Genomic DNA, 18,640 nt, shown 5'->3' on the forward strand with positions numbered 1-18,640 from the left:
CGTGCCTCGATCGCGAAAAATGGGGCAGCCATTCCACGAGATCCGCCATGGCCTTTCGCCTGATCGCCTTCCTGCTCCTGTTGTCGTGTATGCCGCCGGTTTCGTCCGCCGACGTCGCGACCGTCGATTCGCCATCGCCGCGTGTGCTGATCCTGGTCTACCACCGGTTCGCCACCGCGCGCCTGGATTCGATAACGGTGCGTACCGAGACGTTGCGCAACCAGTTGCGGGCGATCGAGGCGAACGGCTACCGCATCGTGCCGCTCGCCGATGTCGTGCGCTGGCACGGCGGCCAGGCCGACGCCGTGCCGGCGCGAGCGGTCGCGATTACCGTCGACGACGGTCATCGTTCCGTCTACGAGGTGCTGCGTCCATTGCTGGCCGCCCACCCGATGCCGGTCACGCTGTTCATCTATCCGTCGGCCATCTCCAACGCCAGCTATGCGATGACATGGGACCAGTTGCGCATGCTCGGGCAATCCGGCGGGTTCGACATCGAGTCGCATACGTACTGGCATCCGAATTTCCGCACCGAGCGCGCCCGGCTCACGCCGGACGACTACCTGCGCTTCGTGTCGTTCCAGTTGAGCCGCTCGCGCGAACGACTCGAGTCCGAAACCGGCCAGCCGGTCCGGATGCTGGCCTGGCCGTTCGGCGTCCACGATGCGCAGACCGACCAGCTGGCCGCTCGCGAAGGCTACGTCGCGGCATTCACGCTCGACGCGCGCCCCGTTCGTATCACCGACCCGGCAATGGCGCTGCCGCGCTATCTGATGACCGACGCCTGCGACACACGATGCATGAACGGATTGCTCAGAACCGCCGGGGGGAAGCCGTGATCGAACGTCTGATCGTCTGTCTGCTCGTGTCGCTTGCCGGTTTCGCCGCCCGGGCGGCGCCCGTCACGATCACCGTCGTCGATGCGACGAACGGGCGCCCGCTGGCCGGCGCGATCGGCCACGCGCCGGGCGCGAACCGGACCGCGGATCGCGACGGCGCGTTTTCACTGGAGATCGACGCGGCGGGTACGCGCCTGAGCGTGCGCGCGCCGGGCTACGCGCGCACCGAAATCACGCTGGCCCCCGCCGAGGGCGCACAGACGATCCGCATGACGCCGGTGCGTCCGAAAGCCGTCTATCTGTCCGCTTACGGCGTCGCGGACCGCACGCTGCGCGAGGCGGCACTGTCCCTTCAGGACAAGACGGCGATCAACGCGCTCGTCATCGACGTGAAGGGCGACAGCGGCGTGACGCCGTATCGCAGCCTGGCGCGCGAGATCTCCGGTGCGTCGAACAATGTGGCCGGTGCCATCGTTCGTCCGCCCGATCTGCCGGATCTGCTGCGGACTTTCCATGCGCGCGGTCTTTACCTGATTGCCCGCATCGTCGTATTCAAGGACGACCCGTTGGCTCGCGCTCATCCCGAATGGGCCGTGCGCGATGCCGCCGGCGATATCTGGCAGGACCGCGAGCATCAGCGCTGGATCGACCCGACGTCGCACGCGGCCTGGCAACACAACTACGACGTCGCCGAAGAGGCTGCCCGAATGGGTTTCGACGAAATCCAGTTCGACTACCTGCGGTTTCCCGACGCCAACGGTCTCCGGTTCGCCGAGCCCAATACCGAGGCCAACCGGGTTGCGGCGATCACCGGATTCCTGACCGGCGCGCGCGAACGGTTGCGGCCGTACAACCTCTACGTGTCGGCCGACATTTTCGGGTACGTGTGCTGGAACGCCGACGACACCGCGATCGGGCAGCGGCTCGACGCGCTCGGACCCGTCGTCGACTATGTGTCGCCGATGCTCTATCCGTCGGGCTTCACATGGGGCCTGCCCGGCTGCCGGAAGCCGACCGAGCACCCTGGCGAGATCGTGTCGCGGTCGCTGGCCGAGGCGAAGCGCCGGACGGGGCTGGATGGTGTCCGGTTCAGACCGTGGCTCCAGGCGTTTCGCGACTATGCGTTCGATCACCGGCCGTTCGATGCCGACGAGATTCGCGCGCAGGTCGACGCGGCCGATGCGGCCGGCACGGACGGCTGGATGCTGTGGAATCCGCGTAATCGCTACGATCCTGCCGATCTGCCGCGCTGATCGACGGGCAAAAAACGCGCAGGAGTCGAATCGTCATGCCGTGGAATGACGAGCGTTATCCGCCTTCAATGCGGAGCCTGCCGCCGCCGGTTCGCGGCAAGGCGATCGATATCGCCAATGCGTTACTGCGGCAGGGGCGCAACGAGGGCAGCGCGATCCGCATCGCGATCGCGCAGGCGAAACGGTGGGGGCGTGCGCATGGCGTCGTTGGGCGGCGGGTGACGATCAAGTCAGCGGCGATCGAACGGTGACCCTGCCGCCGGCGCTAGACCATCTACCTCGCCGGGCATTCTCGCCCGGTCATCGCCGGATGCAACGAGCGGCCAGAACGCACGCCATCAGCATGACGGCGACCGCAATGCCGTGCACCGGGTTGCGCAGACACGACGCGACCTGCTCGCTCCTTCCCACTCCGAACAGACACCACAGACAGAAGTGCTCACAGTTGTTCGTGAGCAGCCGGTATTGGCATTCGCCGAGGCGCGATGCCGCGCGGCGCGCCGCTTCGATTCCGTCGTACGGCGTGCGCGCGTGGCGAATGACTGCGAGCCCGCAACCCGCGCGGAAGCCGTCCAGGGTAACGACTTCGACCGGACCGCCGCTCGCATGGCGCGACCATCCCGCGTAATGAATCACGTTGCCGTCGCCGATATAGATCCCGTGATGCAGATAGCCAGGGCGGCGGGTCACGAGGTGGGCGCCGACCGGCGGCTCGCCATCCAGCATGGCGTCGTCGGCGTGCGCTGCGGTCGGATCAATCATCGCCAGCTCCTCGGTCCTGCGGCGGCGGTGCGGAAGGGCCGCGCGCCGGCTGCGAAACACGTTGCGTCCTGTCACGTCTCCAGTATTGACAGCGGCGCCGCGCGAAACAATCAGCGTGGCCTGAGCTTGCTGTCCGACGTAGGGGCGCCGTGTCGGAAATTTCCGACGAACCATGCAATATCGGCTGACGGCTGTCACGGGCGATTGAGCAGGCCGTATGCCGTTCCCCCCCGGTTTCAGGCTCACCGCGCGGTTTTGTCCGGCTTCCGCGGAAACGCGCTTGATTTGAGTCAATGCGAAATCGACGTTCCGCGCGACGCTGACGATATTGCCGATACGCATGGGCGGCGTCGCGGCACGCGTGGACTTTCGCGATCGGACGCGGGCGTCGCAACCATGCGTACTCAATCAGGAGAGTGAAGATGTGGACCGGAACCATGAAGATGCTGCTTGCAGCCTGCTTGCTGGCGGTCGGCGCGAACGCGCTGGCGGAAACGTCGACCGAGCCGATCCAGCGCAACGGTGTTGCGTATATCACGGGCGGAATCGGCGAGGACGAGGTCACTGCATTTCGCGATGTCGCCCCTCGCTACAACCTGCGGATCATGTTCGCATCGAAGGCCGGCCACTATCTTTCCGATGTCGACGTCACACTGTCGTCCGGCAAGTCGACGCTGCTCGACGTACACACGAGCGGCCCGTTCCTGTTCGCTCGCGTGCCGCCCGGGCGATATACCGTGTCCGCGCACGACAGGGCCGTTCAGGAAGTCCGGCATGTCGTCGTCCCGGCGCGTGGCGGCGTCGAGGTGCGCTTTTACTGGCGCGACCCTGAACGGCAGGGCGCGATGCACCTGTGCACGGGGTGTCCTGTGTCGCAGCGGCAACCAGCCCGCTAACCGCACGTTCGATCATGACCGGTGAACGGCGGCGACCCTACGATGCCGCGGCCGTCGCGGATCTTGATGCCATCGACGCGGCGGACATCCGTTCGCAGGTCGACACCGCGGATGCTGCCGGCACGAAGGAATGGCTACGGTGGAACACGCTCGATCGCTACGATGTCGCTGCGCTGCCGCGCTGACCGGCGCGCTGGTGTTCGCGCTTGCATCGGCGGGTGCGCGAGCGGATGCCGAGGCGGCCGTGGCGCCGCAGCAGGCCGCCGCGATCGATGAGGCGATCGCCGCCGAGATCGCCGACGGCCATCTTGCCGGCGCGGTGGTCGTGACGGGCGACGCCGACGGCGTGCGGGTGCGCGTCGCGCGCGGCCAGCGCGTGACGGGCGAGCACGTCGAGGCGATGACGGTCGATACCGTCTTCGATCTTGCGTCGCTGACGAAGCCGGTGGCGACGGCGGTCGCGATCATGCAACTCGCGGAGCGGGGCATGCTGAGCCTCGACGCGCCGGCCGCGCGCTACTGGCCCGCGTTCGGCGCGCACGGCAAGGCCGGCATCACGATCCGCCAGTTGCTTGCACATGTATCGGGATTGCCGGCCGGGGTGTCGTCGTCCCGCGCGCTGCGCAGCCGTGCCGCCGTGCTGGCCGACATCGTCGCGATGACACCCGGCGCGCTGGCCGGCACACAGGTGCGCTACAGCGACGTCAATTACGTGGTGCTTGGCAAGATCGTCGAGCGCGTGTCGCACCGGCCGCTCGACGCATGGTGCGCCGCACATGTGTTCGCGCCGCTCGGGATGGCGAGCACCGCGTTCCGGCCACCGGCGTCGCTGTTCGCACGCGTGGCGCCCACCACCGTTCGCGATGGCCATCTGCTCCGGGGGAGCGTCCACGATCCGGTCGCGGCCGCGATGGGCGGCGTCGCCGGCAATGCGGGCCTGTTCGCGAGTGCGGACGATCTGGCGCGCTTCGCGCGCATGCTGCTGAACGGCGGCGCGCTGGGCCCGGTGCGTGTGCTGGCGCGCCGCAGCGTCGCCGCGCTCGAGACGCCGGCCACGCTCGACGCGGAAGGCGACCTGCACACGCCAGGCTGGGCGGTCGGGCCGCCGCTTGTCGCGAACCGCTACCGGCTGCCGCCGGTCGGCGCACTGCAACACCTCGGCTACACGGGCACGGCGCTATGGATCGATCCCGTGACGCGCCGCTTTGCGATCGTGCTCACGAGCCGGCTGTATCCCGACGAAACCGGCACGGCGATGCCATTGCGCTCGCTCGTGCTCGGCATCGTATCGAGCGAGGCCGCGCCCGCGACGTCGTCGCGGATTGCGACGCGCGTACCCGAGATGGCGACGGCCGTTGCGCAGGTCGCCCGGTTGCCGGTATCGCGCGGGCCGGTGCTGGCCGGCATCGACGTGCTTGCTGCGCGCGGCTTCGCGGCCGTCGCTGGCAAGCGCATTGCGCTCGTCACGAACCGCAGCGGCTTCGACCGGTTCGGCAGGCGCACGATCGACCTGCTCGCACAGGCGCCGGGCGCGCGGCTCGTCGCGCTGTTCGCACCCGAGCATGGGCTCGGCACCGACGTCGACGAGACGTTCGGCGACACGGTCGACGCCGCGACCGGAGTGGTCATTCACAGCCTGTACGGCGACCGCCGCCGCATCGCACCCGCGCTGCTCGCCGATGTCGACGTGCTGGTGCTCGACCTGCAGGACGCAGGCGTACGCTTCTTCACGTACCTGGCCACCCTCGGTTACGCGCTCGAAGCCGGCGCCGCCGCGCATCGCCCGGTGCTCGTGCTCGATCGCCCGGATCCGCTGGGCGGCGATGTGTTCGGCGGCCCCGTGGCCGATGCCGGACCGGCCACGTTCACCGGTTATTACCCGTTGCCGCTCCAGCCCGGCATGACGCTCGGCGAACTGGCGCAACTGTTCAACGACCGCCTTCATATCGGCGCGGCGCTGACCGTGGTGCCGATGGCGAACTACGTGCGCACGATGCGCTTCGGCGATACGGGGCTCGGCTGGGTGCCGCCATCGCCGAACCTGCGCGATGCCGCTGCGTTGTCGCTGTACCCGGAAACGGGGCTCATCGAGGGTGCGGCGGTCAGTGTCGGGCGCGGCACCGAGACGCCATTCGGCGTGGTCGGCGCGCCTTGGATCGACGGGCGCATCCTCGCGGACGATCTTCGCGCGATGCGGCTGGCCGCGACGTTCTCACCGGTTCGCTTCGTCCCGGCGGAAGGGCCTTATCACGGCATGGTGTGCGAAGGCGTGCGCATCGAACTGCCCGCCGGCACGGCGCGGCCGGGCGAGATCGGCCTGGCGCTCGCCCTGGCGCTGCACCGGCGTTATCCGGAGCAGTTTCGGATCGATGCGATCCGTGCATCGGTCGGCTCGCGCGAGGTGGCGGACATGCTGGAGGCGGGGCGGTCGATTGACGAGATCGAACGTGTCGTCGATGCACAAAATGCCGCATTCGCGCGCGAGCGGGCGGCGTTTTTGTTGTACTGAAATCGCTCCGGCACGCGCTCGTCAGGCCGCAGTCCGGTGCGCGTGTCTGCGGGCGTGGCCCAGCGTTTGACATATGCCAACGGTATGCGGCCCGCGCAACCCGATGATTGCGACAATGGACGCTCGGACTGGCCACGGCGCCCAGGTTCATTTCGTGTCAGTCATTTCCCGACAGAGGGCTGGCGTGATCGCTTCCACAGACATAGCGAGATTCCGGGGACCCGAGACACCGACACGGCCGCCGCGCCACGCGTGAGCGTCGTGCCGCCCTCGTGCGGCAAATTCTCGCCCGGTGCCCTTTGGGGCCTCTCCACATTGCTGCTGGCTGGCGCCGCCTACGCGCGGCATGAGGGGACGCGCCTTGGAGAGACCGTCCGCTATCCGACCGTGCCCATCAATAGACGCGACAGTGCGCTGCCCTTGACTCAGAACACGTTTGCATGAAGCTCGTTCAGACCGGACGCGTCAACCGCGTCGGGATGCGGGATCCGCGTGTCGCTGGCGGCGACAAGCAGGTTCACGACCACATTCGCGTCGCCGGCGTGCCCGCTGACCACGCAGCCGTCCCGTCGGAATCGTGACGACGACGCTGGGCGACGATGATGAGAATCGACGCCGAGAAGCGTTTGTACGGCCTGCCGATCGAAGTGGTGGAACGAAGGGCCGAGCCCTGACAGACGGGGAACATCGATTTCAAGTTCACGGATCGCGCAGGATCTTCCCGTTGCAGTCAGAATCTCGGTAACCTCGGCTCGATTCCGGTCTTCTCCGGTCCGCAAGACCGTTGATGCAGGTCAAGCACTTGAGGTGCAGCAATCCTAGGCTTGGCATTGCGAGCAGACCCGCCTCGCAATTGCCTGGATCTCGCGTGGAGGATCACTGTTGAGCACTGGCTGGGAACATTTCCCTCATGGTGCCGATATCGGCGTGCGTGGCACGGGCGAGTCGCTTGCCGAAGCGTTCGAACAAGCGGCGCTTGCGCTAACCGCATGTGTGAGCGCACCGGCCGGCATACGCACGACGTGCACGGTTGACATATGCTGCAATGCCCCCGATCTTGACTTGCTGCTCGTCGATTGGCTCAATGCGGTGATCTACGAAATGGCGACGCGTCGGATGCTGTTTGGCCGGTACGTGGTGTCGATTGACGGCACACGGCTTGTCGCACGCATTGCCGGCGAGGAAGTGGACGTTGAGCGACATCGGCCGGCGGTCGAACCGAAGGGCGCAACCTATACGGCGTTGCATGTCGGCCGCGACATGCGCGACCGGTGGATCGCACAATGCGTGGTCGACGTCTGAACAGGGGAACAGGATGGACCTCATGTCGCTCGAGCGTCACGGCGAATTCGAATGGCATATTCCCGTGCAGGACAGGATGCGGGTGCCCGGCATCATCTACGCCGATCGCCGACTGATCCAGGACATGGACGATAAAGTGCTCGTTCAGATCCGCAACGTTGCATGTTTGCCGGGCATCGTTGGCGCCTCGTATGCCATGCCCGACGCGCATTGGGGTTATGGCTTTCCGATCGGCGGTGTCGCTGCGTTCGATCCAGGATCGGGCGGAGTCATCTCCGCAGGAGGAGTCGGTTTCGATATTTCATGTGGCGTGAGAACACTCTTGACCGGGTTGACGCGTGAGTGCGTCGAGCCGTTGAAGGCCCGTCTCGCCGACGCACTTTTCGCGCATATTCCGGCAGGCGTTGGAAGCACCGGGGCGATGCATCTCTCTGCATCGAAAATGGACGAGATGCTGACAGGCGGCGCGGCGTGGGCCGTAGACCAGGGCTATGGCAACCGCGACGATCTTGTGCGGATCGAGGAAAACGGCAGAATCCTGCATGCGAAGCCCGGCGCCGTGTCGGATCTTGCCAAGAAACGTCAGCGCGACGAGATGGGCACGCTGGGTTCCGGCAATCACTATCTCGAAGTGCAGGCGATCACTGAGATCTTCGAGCCTCGGATTGCCGGCACATTCGGCCTTCACCCCGGACAGGTGGTCGTGACGATCCACTGCGGTTCACGCGGACTCGGGCATCAGATCGGCACCGAGTATCTCCGAGAGATGGTCATTACCGCAAAAAGCTACGGGATCGATCTGCCGGATCGCGAGCTCGCGTGCGCTCCGATTGCGTCGGATCTGGGCGAGCGCTATCTCGGTGCGATGCGTGCGGCGACCAATTGTGCGCTGGCGAACCGGCAGATCCTCACGCATCTCACGCGCGAAGTGTTCGCGACCATGTTCCCCGACGCTGTGTTGACGCTGCTCTACGATGTGTCGCACAACACATGCAAGAAAGAATCGCATCGTGTCGATGGTCGCGAACGGATGTTGTTCGTGCATCGGAAGGGCGCGACACGCGCGTTCGGCCCCGGACATCCGGAGTTGCCGGAAGGTCTGCGCGAGTCGGGGCAACCCGTGTTGATCGGCGGCAGCATGGGAACGGCATCATACGTACTGGCGGGCGCTCAGACGGGTGATACCGAGCGCGCATTCGGTTCGGCCTGCCACGGCGCGGGGCGCGCGATGAGCCGGACGGAAGCGACTCGGCACTGGCGCGGCCGTGCACTCATCGATGCACTGGCCGAGCGCGGCATCGAGGTGCGCAGCCGATCCGATCGAGGTGTCGCCGAAGAGGCGCCGGGCGCATATAAAGACGTCGATGCGGTCGTCGCTGCTGCCGCGTCTGCAGGTCTCGCCCGCAAGGTTGCACGGCTCGTGCCGATCGCCTGCATCAAGGGTTAGGCGCGGTAAGCGTGCTGTGGCGTGAATACCTGACGTCCGTAGCGCGGCGGCGTCGGCACTGACACGCTTGCGATCGATATACGACCGTGCACAGAGGCGGTCGATCCGCCTGGACCTGAACCAACGTCACCTGCAACGCCGGGAAGGTCTCGTCTTGCCGGTGTTCGCCCGGTAAAGAGCCGCAGTGGCGACATCTGTGGAATTTGAAGCGCCGCCGCTCATGTGGCGCACGATCGCTGTACATCTCCGATGCCGCCGGTGCCAAATACGATGGTCCGTCCATTTGAGCCGGAACCTGAATCTTGCCGAGATAGGCTACTGATGCAATCAGCAAAGCGGTAAACACAAGAAAACAGCTGTGCATTCACGATGGCGCCGATGGTGTGCCACCGGGGCCGGATGGCCATCCCGCAGTCATGCGATATTGGCTGCGGTATTTATTAGCGACAGACAGTTGATCGACGTCAATCGCGAGCGCGACGCAGACACGATGATTTAAACAACAGGCGTCGCCGTCGTGCTCGATCGAGCGCAATGGCGTGGCATATGTCGCGGCTATCGTGGTTTGCACCGCGCCGCACCGCGCCGCGCCGCGCTGCGTCGCGCGGCGCGACGATGCGAGGAGAGACGGATGGAGACGCTGCAGGTGGAGATTCCCGTTGATCATGTAACGCTGGGCGGGATTCTGGGGATCCCCGGTGGCGCCCGCGCGGTCGTCGTATTCGTGCACGGCAGCGGCAGCAGCCGCTTCAGTCCACGCAACCGGCAAGTGGCGGCATGTCTGCATCATGCGGGTTTCGCAACGCTGCTGTTCGACCTGCTGACGCCCGAGGAGCAGCGACAAGACGATGTCGACGCGACGTACCGTTTCGATATCGCGCTGCTGGCTCGCCGCCTGGAGGCGACCCTTGCGTGGCTGGCGCAAAGGAGCGATGTCGGGTTGCTCAGGGTCGGCCTGTTCGGCGCGAGCACTGGCGCTGCAGCAGCGCTCGTCGCGGCTGCGCGGACGCGTTCGGTCGGCGCCGTCGTGTCGAGGGGCGGGCGGCCTGACCTCGCGCGGACGGCGCTCCCGTCGGTCTGCGCGCCAACACTGTTGATCGTTGGCGAACTCGACACCGAGGTGATTCGGCTGAATCGTAAGGCCGCCGAGCAACTGACCTGTGAGCACCGCATGGCAATCGTGGCGGGCGCGACGCACCTGTTCGAAGAGCCCGGCGCGCTTGACGAAGTGTCGCGCCTTGCCTCCGGCTGGTTCGTACGTTGGCTGGGTGCCCGGTCGTTCTGAACACGCAACCCAGCCGTACCGCGTGTGCGGGCGGGCATGTACATCGAGCATCCCCGCATCCCCGCATCCCCGCATCGCCTGGACGCTCGGCATATCGCTTACTGGATATCGACCATGAGTAACATTTTTCAGAATCGCACCGACGCGGGCAAGCAACTCGCCGCAGTGCTGGAGCGTTACGCCGGACGCAGCGATGTCGTGGTACTGGCGTTGCCACGCGGAGGCGTGCCGGTCGGCTATCAGGTAGCGAGGCAATTGCGCTGCCCCTTCGACGTCCTTGTCGTGCGCAAACTGGGTACGCCCCGGAATCCGGAGCTTGCGCTCGGGGCAATCGCGACCGGCGATGCACTCTATCTCAACCAGTCGGTACTGCGCGCCATCCCCGTCACAGAGCAGCAGGTCCTCGACGTCATCGCGCGCGAACGTGTCGTCCTGCATCAACGCGAAGTGGCGTACCGGGAAGGGCGGCCGCCCCTGGCGATAGACGGTAAAACCGTCATTGTCGTCGATGACGGCATGGCGACTGGATCAACGATGCAAGCGGCCCTTAACGCGCTGCGTACACGGCGCCCGACGCGAATTGTCGTCGCGGTGCCGGTGTGCCCAACCGGGGCTGAAGCCCGGTTTGCTTCGATGGCGGATGACTTCGTCTATGTGGTGCAGTCGGACTGGTTCATGGGCATTAGCCAGTTCTATGCCGACTTTGCGCAAACGACCGACGATGAGGTACGCGCCTGCCTTGCCGCCGCGCAGGACTGGCAACAGGACGTTTCGAGCAATGATGACGGGCACGTGCGCACCTCGGCACCGGAGAATGACACGCCTTGATCGACGTTACTACTGGAGCGTCGTGCAAACCGTAGCCCGTGAGGCTGACGGCCATTCGAGGCATCACGCCCGTCTTCCGCATGGAGGGAACTCGTCATGCAGCCACCCAAAACCCCATTCCTGGCCGTTCGCGCGCTCGGGCAGCGCATGAACGGCGATTGCACCGACTACGACGCGCTGGTAGAAATGGCGCGAGGCCGTGATCTGATTTTGCTTGGCGAGGCAACTCACGGCACCGCGGAGTTCTACCGCATGCGGGGTGAAATCACGCTGAGGCTCATCGCCGAGCAGGGCTTCGATACCATCGCCATTGAAGGCGATTGGCCCGACGTATGGCGAATCGACCGTTTCGTGCAGGGCGACGCGACCGACGACGCTTCGTCCGCGCTTGACGACTTCGAGCGCTTCCCCGTATGGATGTGGCGCAATCGAGAGGTGTGTGACTTCATTTCGGCGCTGCGCGGGATCAATGCGACGCGGCCACAGCGAGACCGGGTCGGCGTCTATGGACTCGACCTTTATAGCCTCTATCGTTCTGCCGACGCCGTGATTCGCTACCTTGAGGGCGTGGACCCGGCAGAAGCCGCGCTGGCACGCGAGCGCTACGCGGCGCTCGATCATGTTCGGGAGCCGCAGGCCTATGGTTATGCTGCGGCGTTTGGCACTCGGCCCGCCGCTCAGGCTGGAGCAGTGCAGCAACTTCTCCAATTGCGAGCCGACCAATTCGACTATCTCGCCCGCGATGGCACCGATGCACTCGACGCGCAGTTCTTCGCCGAGCAGAATGCGCGGGTCGTGGTCAATGCAGAAGCCTACTACCGTGGAATGTTCGGTAGCCGATTGAACACGTGGAATCTTCGCGACGCTCACATGGCCAGCACGCTGTTCGCGCTGACGCGCTACCGCGTGCGCCGCGGCGGTAGCGGGAAGGTGATCGTCTGGGCGCACAACTCGCATCTCGGCGACGCCCGCGCAACGGAGTCACGGCGGCGCGGGGAGTGGAACCTTGGTCAGATCGTGCGCGAAAAGGCTCGACATCGGGCGTTGCTGGTCGGATTCACGACGTACACCGGGCATGTATCGGCTGCTTCGAACTGGGACGGCGAGGTCGAGCAGAAGTGGGTGCGTCCGGCTCAACCCGATAGTTGGGAGCATCTTTTCCACACCACTGGCTATGATCGTTTCTTTTTGCCGATGCAGGATGACAACTCGAGCGTGCTCGACGAAGCTCGGCTCGAGCGCGCAATCGGCGTGCTGTATCTGCCACAAACGGAGCGGCAAAGTCACTATTTCGAAGCAGCCCTCGCCTCGCAATTCGACGCGCTCTTTCATCTCGACGAAACGGCTGCGGTTGAGCCGCTCGAACCGACGGCAGTCTGGCACGACCGTGAGAACAGCGTCCAGGCACTTTAGGGGAGAAGCGTGCGACGGGAGCGTTCGAAGCATGGCGGACTGCGGTCTCGTCTACTCGCGACGGGCGCTACGTTTCGCGGCCGCACTCCTGGTGGCCCGTCTCCGCGACATCGTGGCAGGCATCGATCGGTGCGCGCGTTGCACGGTTATTCAGCGACGCACGCTCGCGCAAATGCGCGCTATGCGTGCCCCTGGGATTGCGTGACGGGACTGGCCGGGCGTTCATCGTCACGTTTGCCGCGGCCTCGCTGCTTCCGTGTCGTATATTCGAGCATTCTCGTGACGTTGCCGAAGGCATTGCGCAGCGCGACGTAGACGTCTTCTTCGCATTCCTTGCTGGATACCAGTTGATGTCCGGGAATCGTGACTTCGATCCGGATATTGAACGGTTTCCCCTGGTGATCGTGCTTCTCGTCCAGCACGACATTGACCCTGCAATGCGAGATGTCCTGCCGGAATCGACCGAGTCTGGATGCATGCCGGGCGGCTGCCGCCTCGAGCGCTTCCGAGCGCGGCATGCCTTGAAATACCAGTTCGAAAGGTGGCTTCATTGCTTGATCCGTCGATGGTCGATGAATACCGGTCGCGCGTCGCCGTGCCGGCTTCCGTGAGATTCCGATTCAGAACGTGGCGATCTGAAGGACGACATCGAACGCGATGACCAGCGCCGAGCACAGAACACCGAGCGCCATGTTCGCGAGCCGATGCTCGACATCCGGATGCTTGCCTGCCCATGCCGTAATGAAGAACAACCCGTCGAGAATCACCTGCAGTGCGAATACGAACAGCATCAGCGTGAACTCGTAGCCCGCCTGCGGCAGCTGCGCGAAATTCCAGCCATGCCGGCTCACCCAATAGCCGATCCGGTAGACCTCGTAACCCGCCAGCAGCAGCGGAAACACGTAGGAAACAAAATAGGTAGGCAAGGTCGCATGCCGAAACTCGGGTAGGAAATGATGTCCGGTTTGCATGGTTGCCTCCCAGCCTGAACGCGTGCGTCGGGACGATGTCGTCCACATTTCCAGCCTAGGCTTTCGTGGAGACCGCCACTTGACACGTATCAACATGCGACTTTTGTAAACCGCATCGGCCAGTTGAAACGCCGCAATTTCTTCGAGAGGGTGTTCAGGTCCGGGTGTGACGCGAACGACAAGGTCTGACCAACATCGATGGCGTCCGTACGGCACGCCTCAGTCACGGGCATCCAGGGGCGGATTCGACTGCCCTGCGGCAACGGTGGCGTCCGAGATGATTTCCGCGTATCCCAATGCCGAATCGGGACGAGAGCCACGAGCGGCACGCGGATGGCTCAGCCGGGTTCGGCACCCCAGTTTCCCGGTTCCGCAGCGCCCGGTGACGAGGCCGTGCGTGTGCGATGCGCGATCATGCAATCCGTCGTGAGCAGCAGCGACGCGACCGAGATCGCGTTCTGCAGCGCCGAACGCGCGACCTTGACCGGGTCGACGATGCCGGCAGCAATCATGTCGCCATATGTCGCCGTCGCCGCGTCATAGCCGAACGGTCCGGTCGCGGCATCGACCGCGTGTACGACGGCCTGTGCGTCCGCCCCGGCATTTTCAGCGATTTGACGCAGCGGAGATGCCAGTGCGTCATGCACGATCCGCGCGCCGGTGCGCTGCGCATCCGTCAGGTATGCGCCATTGCCTTCGAGCGCGCGCCGCGCACGCAGCAGTGCGACGCCACCGCCCGGCACAATGCCTTCCTCCATCGCGGCGCGCGTTGCATGCAACGCGTCCTCGAAGCGATTCTTGCGCTCGCGCAGCGCAGTCTCCGTCGCGGCGCCGACGCGAATCACCGCGACGCCGCCCGCGAGTTTCGTCAACCGGCGCGTCAGCGCGTCGTGCTCGTATCCGGCCGGTGTCGCCGCGATACGCGTGCGCAACGCCTGGACTCGGTCGTCGATGTGCTTGCGTTCGCCTCGCCCGGCAATGACGGTCGTCGTCTCGCGCGTGATCTCGACGCGCCGCGCGGCACCGAGATCGTCCAGCGTCGTGCGCTCGAGCGTCCGTCCGGCCTGAACCGAAATGACCGTCGCGCCCGTCAGCGCGGCGAGATCGGCGAGCTGCTCGGTGCGTGCCTCACCGAATCCGGGCGAGCGGATCGCGCACGATTTCAGCGTGCCGCGCAGGTGGTTGACGACGAGGGTCGCCAGCGCTTCGCCTTCCACTTCGTTCGCGACGACGAGAAGCGGCTTGCCGGTGCTGCTGAGCGCCTCGAGTACCGGCAGCAGTTGTGCGATCGCGCTGATGTTCATGTCGCAGAGCAGGATGCGCGGCTCGTCGAGGACGATGCGATGATTGTCCGAATCGACGAACAGCGGCGACAAATATCCGCGATCGATCAGCGAGCCGTCCACCGTCTCGAGCTCGTCGTCGAGCTTGGTGCCGTCCTCGATGCTGATCGCGCCGTCCCTGCCCACACGCTCGACGGCCTGAGCGACGAGCGCGCCGATCGTGCTGTCGCCGCTGGCGGAAATCGTCGCGATCTGGCGCATCTCGTCCGCGCTCGCGCACGGTTTTGACACGCGGTGCAGTTCGGCGACGACGTCGCGGCCAGCCGCTTCGATCGCGCGCTTGAGCGCCATCGGATCGTGTCCGGCAGTGACGCACTTGATGCCTTCGGCAACGATTGCCTGCGCCAGGGTGGTGGCGGTAGTCGTGCCGTCGCCGGCGACTTCGCTCGTACGGGTTGCCACTTCGCGCAACAATCGGGCGCCCATTTCCTCGAACGGGTCGGGCAGGTCGACGGCGCCGGCGACGACGACGCCCGAGTTCGCGACCAGCGGCGCGGTGCCGATCCGCTCGACGATCACGTTGCGCCCGCCGGGGCCGAGCGTGATCTTCACTGCCTCGGCGATCGCATTGACGCCTTTGAGCAGCCGCTGGCGAGCATCCTGATGAAAGACAAGCGATTTTGCGGGCACGATGCACCTCCTGTGCGACGAAGCCGGGCACGGCACGTGTTGGAACCGGCGAGCGATACGGATATTCCACCTGCCGGCGCATCGAGTCGATTGACCTGGGTCAACGAGCGCAACGCGTTTCGCACCGCCATGTGCTCGCCCAAAAGCATTCGGTCTGTCCATCGTGAGCGTTGATCTCCGTCAATTGCCCCGGTCATCGCCAATCGAGAATAAGTGCGTCACTGACGAGAAGGAGGCAAGACATGAAAGAATCGTCCACAAAACTGCCGGTCAACAAGCCGCAGGAGAGTGCGGAGCATGCGCCGATGGGGGCGCCGTACTGGCATCCGATCGAAACACTGCGCCATGAGATGGACCGTCTCTTCGACGATTTCAATCGGAGCGCGGGCGTGCCGTCGGTGCGGCGACCCGGTTTCAACCTCCAGCCGTTCTGGCGCCACGATCACGAATGGCGCGCCGAGCCCGCGGTCGACTTCGCGGAAACCGACAAGTCATACGAAATCACCGCGGAATTACCCGGGCTGGACGAGAAGGACATCGAGGTCAAGCTCGCGAACGGCGGCTTGTCGATCCGCGGAGAAAAGCAGGAAGAGAAGGAAGAGCAGCACAAGGACTACTACGTCCACGAGCGACGCTTCGGCTCGTTCGAGCGTTACTTTCGCATGCCCGACGGAGTCGACAGAAACAAGATCGAGGCGTCGTTCCAGAAAGGCATTCTGACGGTCACGCTACCGAAGACGCCGGAAGCTCGCAAGGCCGAGAAGACGATCGAGGTCAAGGCTGGCTGAAGCAGGTTGCGGGCATCCGCCGACGCATGCCGGCGGATGCCGATGCACATTCGTTCGCTTTTCTTCTCGATCGCTCGATCATGCCGTGAAACTCCGACATTCGGACGGTCGGTGAAAGGCGGTCCTGCATCCGCGACGCATGCAGAACCGAATAACCGGGATATCGGCCACGGCGCCGTTGCGCCAGTGATTGCATCTTCGAATGCAATGCAATCCGCCCACACGGGACCGATTTTCCTCAGATCGCCAGCGTGCCGTGGCGAATGAATTCAACGGATGCACGCACCGCCCGACGAGCGTGCATGTGGGAGGTCGTCATGTATGCCGGCAAGGTTCTCGTCGTGTTCTATTCGCGCACCGGCACGACCCGCCGGGCCGCGTCAGCACTGGCCGAAATGCTCGACGCCGACGTCGAGGAAATCGTCGTGACGCGCGATCGCGCCGGCCCGTTCGGCTATCTGCGTTCGCTCGTCGAGGCCATCAACCAGAAGCCGGCGGAGATCGTCGCGACGCAGCGCGATCCGGCCGCGTACGATCTCGTGGTGATCGGCTCCCCGGTCTGGGCGGGCTGCGTATCGTCGCCGGTGCGCGCGTATCTCGTCGCGAATCAGCGACGCCTGCCGCGGGTCGCGTTCTTCTGCAGCTTCGCGCAACGTGGTGCTGACTCCGCACTCACGCAAATGCGGACGCTGGCACGCAAGTCGCCACTCGCCGAATGTCGCGTGACGCCGCGCGAAACCTTGCATGGCGATGCCAGCCCGATTCTCGCTGCATTTGCCGAACAGGCAGCGCGCAGACTGGCGGAAGCGGTCGGGACGACTGCCGCTCGCTGAAGCGTGCGGGGCGGGTCAGGGGCGTTAGTGCTTTCAGGCACCGTCGCACGGCATCGGGCGCCTTCATGCAACGGTGTAGCCGACGTTCGGAACCCGGTGCAAACGCACGCTTGCGCGATGGGCAGGCCTCAAGAGACCGGTCTGCGTGCGTGCGCGGTCGCGAGGTAGCTGACGATATCGTCGAGCGTAACCAGACGGCCATAGTCGCGTTCCGGGATATCGACCTTCAGCCGCGCATGAAGGCCCGTCAGAAAATTGAGCCAGTCCATCGAATCGAGATCGACCTGACTGCGCAGCGGACGATCCGTACGCAGCGTCGACGGGTCGATTTCCGGCGCGATCGATGCCAGCGTTTCGAGCACGACCGAAAGGGTGTCTGCATTGTTCATCGGTTCAACTCCTCGGGGTGCTGCAGCAATTCACCCAGTTCAACCAGGAACAGCGAGCCGCGATGACCGTCGGATACTCGGTGGTCGGCCGAGAGGCTGGCGGTCGTCACCGGCATGATTTTCAGCCCGCCGTCTTCGGCCCACGGCCGCTCAGTGATTCGCCCGAAACCGACGAGCGCGACCTGGGGAGGATAGATGATGCCGAACACCTCGGCGGCACCTCGATCGCCGAGATTCGTCACGGTAATCGTCGATTCCGACAACTCCGAACTCCGCAGCGAACCTGCGCGACACCGCTGCGTCAGGTCGAGCAGTTCGCGCATCAGCTGGGTCAGGGGCTTGGCATCCGCGTCGAGCAGCGCCGGCGCCACCAGCCCGCCCTGGCGCAGCGAGATCGCCACGCCGAGATGCACGGCGTCGGCCGGCCGGAAGACGCCCTCCCGATGGAACCCGTTCAGCTCCGGAAATCGACGCAGTGCGAGCGCGACCGCCTTGAGCAGAAGCGCTGCCGGAAGCAGCCTGTCGGTCACGGAACGCGCTGCATTCTCGGCTGCGAGCCATGCCAGCGCCTTGCCCAGCGGAATTGTCTCGGACACGTAATAGTGCGGAATTTCGCGCTTCGAGCGCTCCATCGCGGCCGCGATCACCCGTCTCATTTCCGGAAAGCGCTCGCCAGGCGCGCCGGCCGTGGGCGAACCCACCGCCGCGATCGCCCGTTCGACGTCCGCAAGCGTCACCGAACCTGCCGGGCCCGTGCCCGTGACACTGTCGGGATCGACCCGGTGCTGCTTCGCGAGCTTGCGTGCGGCCGGCGAGATCTTGCGGCGAGGGGCGGGGCCGGCAACCGCGACCGGCTCGGCCGGTTGGCGTGTGTGTCTCACCGCCGGCGGTGCTTCTCCGGGTTCGAGCAGCGTGGCCATCGGCGTGCCGACCGGGATCCGTTCGCCCGGGTTCACGAACAGTTCGTCAACCGTTCCCTCGTGCCAGCTCTCGACATCCACGGCAGCCTTGCTGGTGTCGACGATCGCCACCACCTGGCCCTTCTTGACAACGTCGCCAGGCTTGACCTTCCATTCGAGGAGCGTTCCCTCGTCCATGTCGGCTCCCATGGAAGGCAACGTGAATTCGATCATGCGTCCTCCTTCGGAGTCG

The 18,640-nt window shown here is 65.2% G+C and carries 19 protein-coding genes; 13 read left to right on the forward strand and 6 right to left on the reverse strand.

Annotated elements, in window-relative coordinates:
• The first annotated feature begins 47 nt into the window (after positions 1-47).
• Genes WI26_RS28305 through WI26_RS28315 form a run of 3 tightly spaced genes read left to right on the forward strand, consistent with a single transcriptional unit; the run spans position 48 to position 2,343 of the window.
• Positions 48-839, forward strand: a complete 792-nt coding sequence (locus WI26_RS28305) for a polysaccharide deacetylase family protein (RefSeq protein WP_069228042.1) — start codon at positions 48-50, stop codon at positions 837-839.
• Positions 836-2,092, forward strand: coding sequence for a putative glycoside hydrolase (locus WI26_RS28310; protein ID WP_069228043.1), 1,257 nt, complete (start codon positions 836-838; stop codon positions 2,090-2,092). The genes WI26_RS28305 and WI26_RS28310 overlap by 4 nt, the downstream gene beginning before the upstream one ends.
• A 35-nt stretch (positions 2,093-2,127) precedes the next feature.
• The gene (locus WI26_RS28315) at positions 2,128-2,343 is read left to right on the forward strand and encodes a hypothetical protein (protein WP_069228044.1); all 216 of its coding nucleotides are present in this window, start codon (positions 2,128-2,130) and stop codon (positions 2,341-2,343) included.
• Positions 2,344-2,392: 49 nt separating this feature from the next.
• On the opposite strand, the gene WI26_RS33475 is transcribed toward WI26_RS28315, so the two are convergent.
• Positions 2,393-3,196, reverse strand: a complete 804-nt coding sequence (locus WI26_RS33475) for a lecithin retinol acyltransferase family protein (RefSeq protein ID WP_236849382.1) — start codon at positions 3,194-3,196, stop codon at positions 2,393-2,395.
• A gap of 80 nt (positions 3,197-3,276) precedes the next feature.
• Between WI26_RS33475 and WI26_RS28325 the strand changes: the two genes are divergently transcribed.
• From WI26_RS28325 to WI26_RS28355, 8 genes are all read left to right on the forward strand, one after another.
• Entirely contained in the window at positions 3,277-3,750 is a 474-nt protein-coding gene (locus WI26_RS28325; protein WP_059504904.1) for a hypothetical protein, read from the forward strand.
• A 130-nt stretch (positions 3,751-3,880) separates the two neighbouring features.
• Positions 3,881-6,259, forward strand: coding sequence for an exo-beta-N-acetylmuramidase NamZ domain-containing protein (locus tag WI26_RS28330; RefSeq protein WP_208604157.1), 2,379 nt, complete (start codon positions 3,881-3,883; stop codon positions 6,257-6,259).
• Between the two features lie 440 nt (positions 6,260-6,699).
• Positions 6,700-6,840, forward strand: a complete 141-nt coding sequence (locus WI26_RS32480) for a hypothetical protein (protein ID WP_155768840.1) — start codon at positions 6,700-6,702, stop codon at positions 6,838-6,840.
• A gap of 346 nt (positions 6,841-7,186) precedes the next feature.
• Positions 7,187-7,561, forward strand: coding sequence for an archease (locus WI26_RS28335; protein ID WP_236849383.1), 375 nt, complete (start codon positions 7,187-7,189; stop codon positions 7,559-7,561).
• 13 nt (positions 7,562-7,574) lie between these two features.
• On the forward strand, positions 7,575-9,008 hold the full coding sequence (locus WI26_RS28340; protein ID WP_069228048.1) for an RtcB family protein: 1,434 nt from the start codon (positions 7,575-7,577) through the stop codon (positions 9,006-9,008).
• A 631-nt stretch (positions 9,009-9,639) separates the two neighbouring features.
• Positions 9,640-10,293, forward strand: coding sequence for a dienelactone hydrolase family protein (locus WI26_RS28345; RefSeq protein ID WP_069228049.1), 654 nt, complete (start codon positions 9,640-9,642; stop codon positions 10,291-10,293).
• 114 nt (positions 10,294-10,407) lie between these two features.
• Positions 10,408-11,121, forward strand: a complete 714-nt coding sequence (locus WI26_RS28350; RefSeq protein WP_069228347.1) for a phosphoribosyltransferase — start codon at positions 10,408-10,410, stop codon at positions 11,119-11,121.
• A 96-nt stretch (positions 11,122-11,217) separates the two neighbouring features.
• Positions 11,218-12,534 (forward strand): erythromycin esterase family protein, encoded by a 1,317-nt coding sequence (locus WI26_RS28355; RefSeq protein WP_069228050.1) that lies wholly within the window; start codon positions 11,218-11,220, stop codon positions 12,532-12,534.
• A 179-nt stretch (positions 12,535-12,713) separates the two neighbouring features.
• On the opposite strand, the gene WI26_RS28360 is transcribed toward WI26_RS28355, so the two are convergent.
• The 3 genes from WI26_RS28360 to groL form a co-directional block, all read right to left on the reverse strand.
• Complete coding sequence (locus WI26_RS28360; RefSeq protein WP_069228051.1) at positions 12,714-13,085, reverse strand: HPF/RaiA family ribosome-associated protein; 372 nt, start codon at positions 13,083-13,085, stop codon at positions 12,714-12,716.
• A 69-nt stretch (positions 13,086-13,154) separates the two neighbouring features.
• Positions 13,155-13,460, reverse strand: a complete 306-nt coding sequence (locus WI26_RS28365; protein WP_420480797.1) for a hypothetical protein — start codon at positions 13,458-13,460, stop codon at positions 13,155-13,157.
• A gap of 383 nt (positions 13,461-13,843) precedes the next feature.
• The gene (groL, locus tag WI26_RS28370; protein ID WP_069228052.1) at positions 13,844-15,478 is read right to left on the reverse strand and encodes a chaperonin GroEL; all 1,635 of its coding nucleotides are present in this window, start codon (positions 15,476-15,478) and stop codon (positions 13,844-13,846) included.
• A 242-nt stretch (positions 15,479-15,720) separates the two neighbouring features.
• On the opposite strand from groL, the gene WI26_RS28375 reads away from it, so the two are divergent.
• Both WI26_RS28375 and WI26_RS28380 read left to right on the forward strand, forming a co-directional pair.
• A complete protein-coding gene (locus WI26_RS28375) occupies positions 15,721-16,266 on the forward strand; it encodes an Hsp20/alpha crystallin family protein (protein ID WP_059504884.1) in 546 nt (181 codons plus the stop codon).
• A gap of 302 nt (positions 16,267-16,568) precedes the next feature.
• Positions 16,569-17,099, forward strand: a complete 531-nt coding sequence (locus WI26_RS28380; protein WP_236849384.1) for a flavodoxin family protein — start codon at positions 16,569-16,571, stop codon at positions 17,097-17,099.
• Between the two features lie 128 nt (positions 17,100-17,227).
• Here the strand turns inward: WI26_RS28380 and WI26_RS28385 are convergent, their stop codons facing one another.
• Entirely contained in the window at positions 17,228-17,488 is a 261-nt protein-coding gene (locus tag WI26_RS28385; RefSeq protein WP_059504882.1) for an acyl carrier protein, read from the reverse strand.
• Complete coding sequence (locus WI26_RS28390; RefSeq protein ID WP_059799266.1) at positions 17,485-18,621, reverse strand: dihydrolipoamide acetyltransferase family protein; 1,137 nt, start codon at positions 18,619-18,621, stop codon at positions 17,485-17,487. Before WI26_RS28390 ends, WI26_RS28385 begins: the two co-directional genes overlap by 4 nt.
• Positions 18,622-18,640: the final 19 nt, after the last annotated feature.

It is taken from the genome of Burkholderia diffusa, assembly GCF_001718315.1.
Lineage (GTDB): Bacteria > Pseudomonadota > Gammaproteobacteria > Burkholderiales > Burkholderiaceae > Burkholderia > Burkholderia diffusa_B.

Excerpts from the sequence above, each read along its gene's own strand:
- WI26_RS28305 (WP_069228042.1), top strand. The coding sequence starts at position 48 with ATGGCCTTTCGCCTGATCGCCTTCCTGCTCCTGTTGTCGTGTATGCCG.
- WI26_RS28315 (WP_069228044.1), top strand. The coding sequence starts at position 2,128 with ATGCCGTGGAATGACGAGCGTTATCCGCCTTCAATGCGGAGCCTGCCG.
- WI26_RS33475 (WP_236849382.1), bottom strand. The coding sequence starts at position 3,196 with ATGCGTATCGGCAATATCGTCAGCGTCGCGCGGAACGTCGATTTCGCA.
- WI26_RS28325 (WP_059504904.1), top strand. The coding sequence starts at position 3,277 with ATGTGGACCGGAACCATGAAGATGCTGCTTGCAGCCTGCTTGCTGGCG.
- WI26_RS28330 (WP_208604157.1), top strand. The coding sequence starts at position 3,881 with ATGGCTACGGTGGAACACGCTCGATCGCTACGATGTCGCTGCGCTGCC.
- WI26_RS32480 (WP_155768840.1), top strand. The coding sequence starts at position 6,700 with ATGAAGCTCGTTCAGACCGGACGCGTCAACCGCGTCGGGATGCGGGAT.
- WI26_RS28340 (WP_069228048.1), top strand. The coding sequence starts at position 7,575 with ATGGACCTCATGTCGCTCGAGCGTCACGGCGAATTCGAATGGCATATT.
- WI26_RS28345 (WP_069228049.1), top strand. The coding sequence starts at position 9,640 with ATGGAGACGCTGCAGGTGGAGATTCCCGTTGATCATGTAACGCTGGGC.
- WI26_RS28350 (WP_069228347.1), top strand. The coding sequence starts at position 10,408 with ATGAGTAACATTTTTCAGAATCGCACCGACGCGGGCAAGCAACTCGCC.
- WI26_RS28355 (WP_069228050.1), top strand. The coding sequence starts at position 11,218 with ATGCAGCCACCCAAAACCCCATTCCTGGCCGTTCGCGCGCTCGGGCAG.
- WI26_RS28360 (WP_069228051.1), bottom strand. The coding sequence starts at position 13,085 with ATGAAGCCACCTTTCGAACTGGTATTTCAAGGCATGCCGCGCTCGGAA.
- WI26_RS28375 (WP_059504884.1), top strand. The coding sequence starts at position 15,721 with ATGAAAGAATCGTCCACAAAACTGCCGGTCAACAAGCCGCAGGAGAGT.
- WI26_RS28380 (WP_236849384.1), top strand. The coding sequence starts at position 16,569 with ATGTGGGAGGTCGTCATGTATGCCGGCAAGGTTCTCGTCGTGTTCTAT.
- WI26_RS28385 (WP_059504882.1), bottom strand. The coding sequence starts at position 17,488 with ATGAACAATGCAGACACCCTTTCGGTCGTGCTCGAAACGCTGGCATCG.
- WI26_RS28390 (WP_059799266.1), bottom strand. The coding sequence starts at position 18,621 with ATGATCGAATTCACGTTGCCTTCCATGGGAGCCGACATGGACGAGGGA.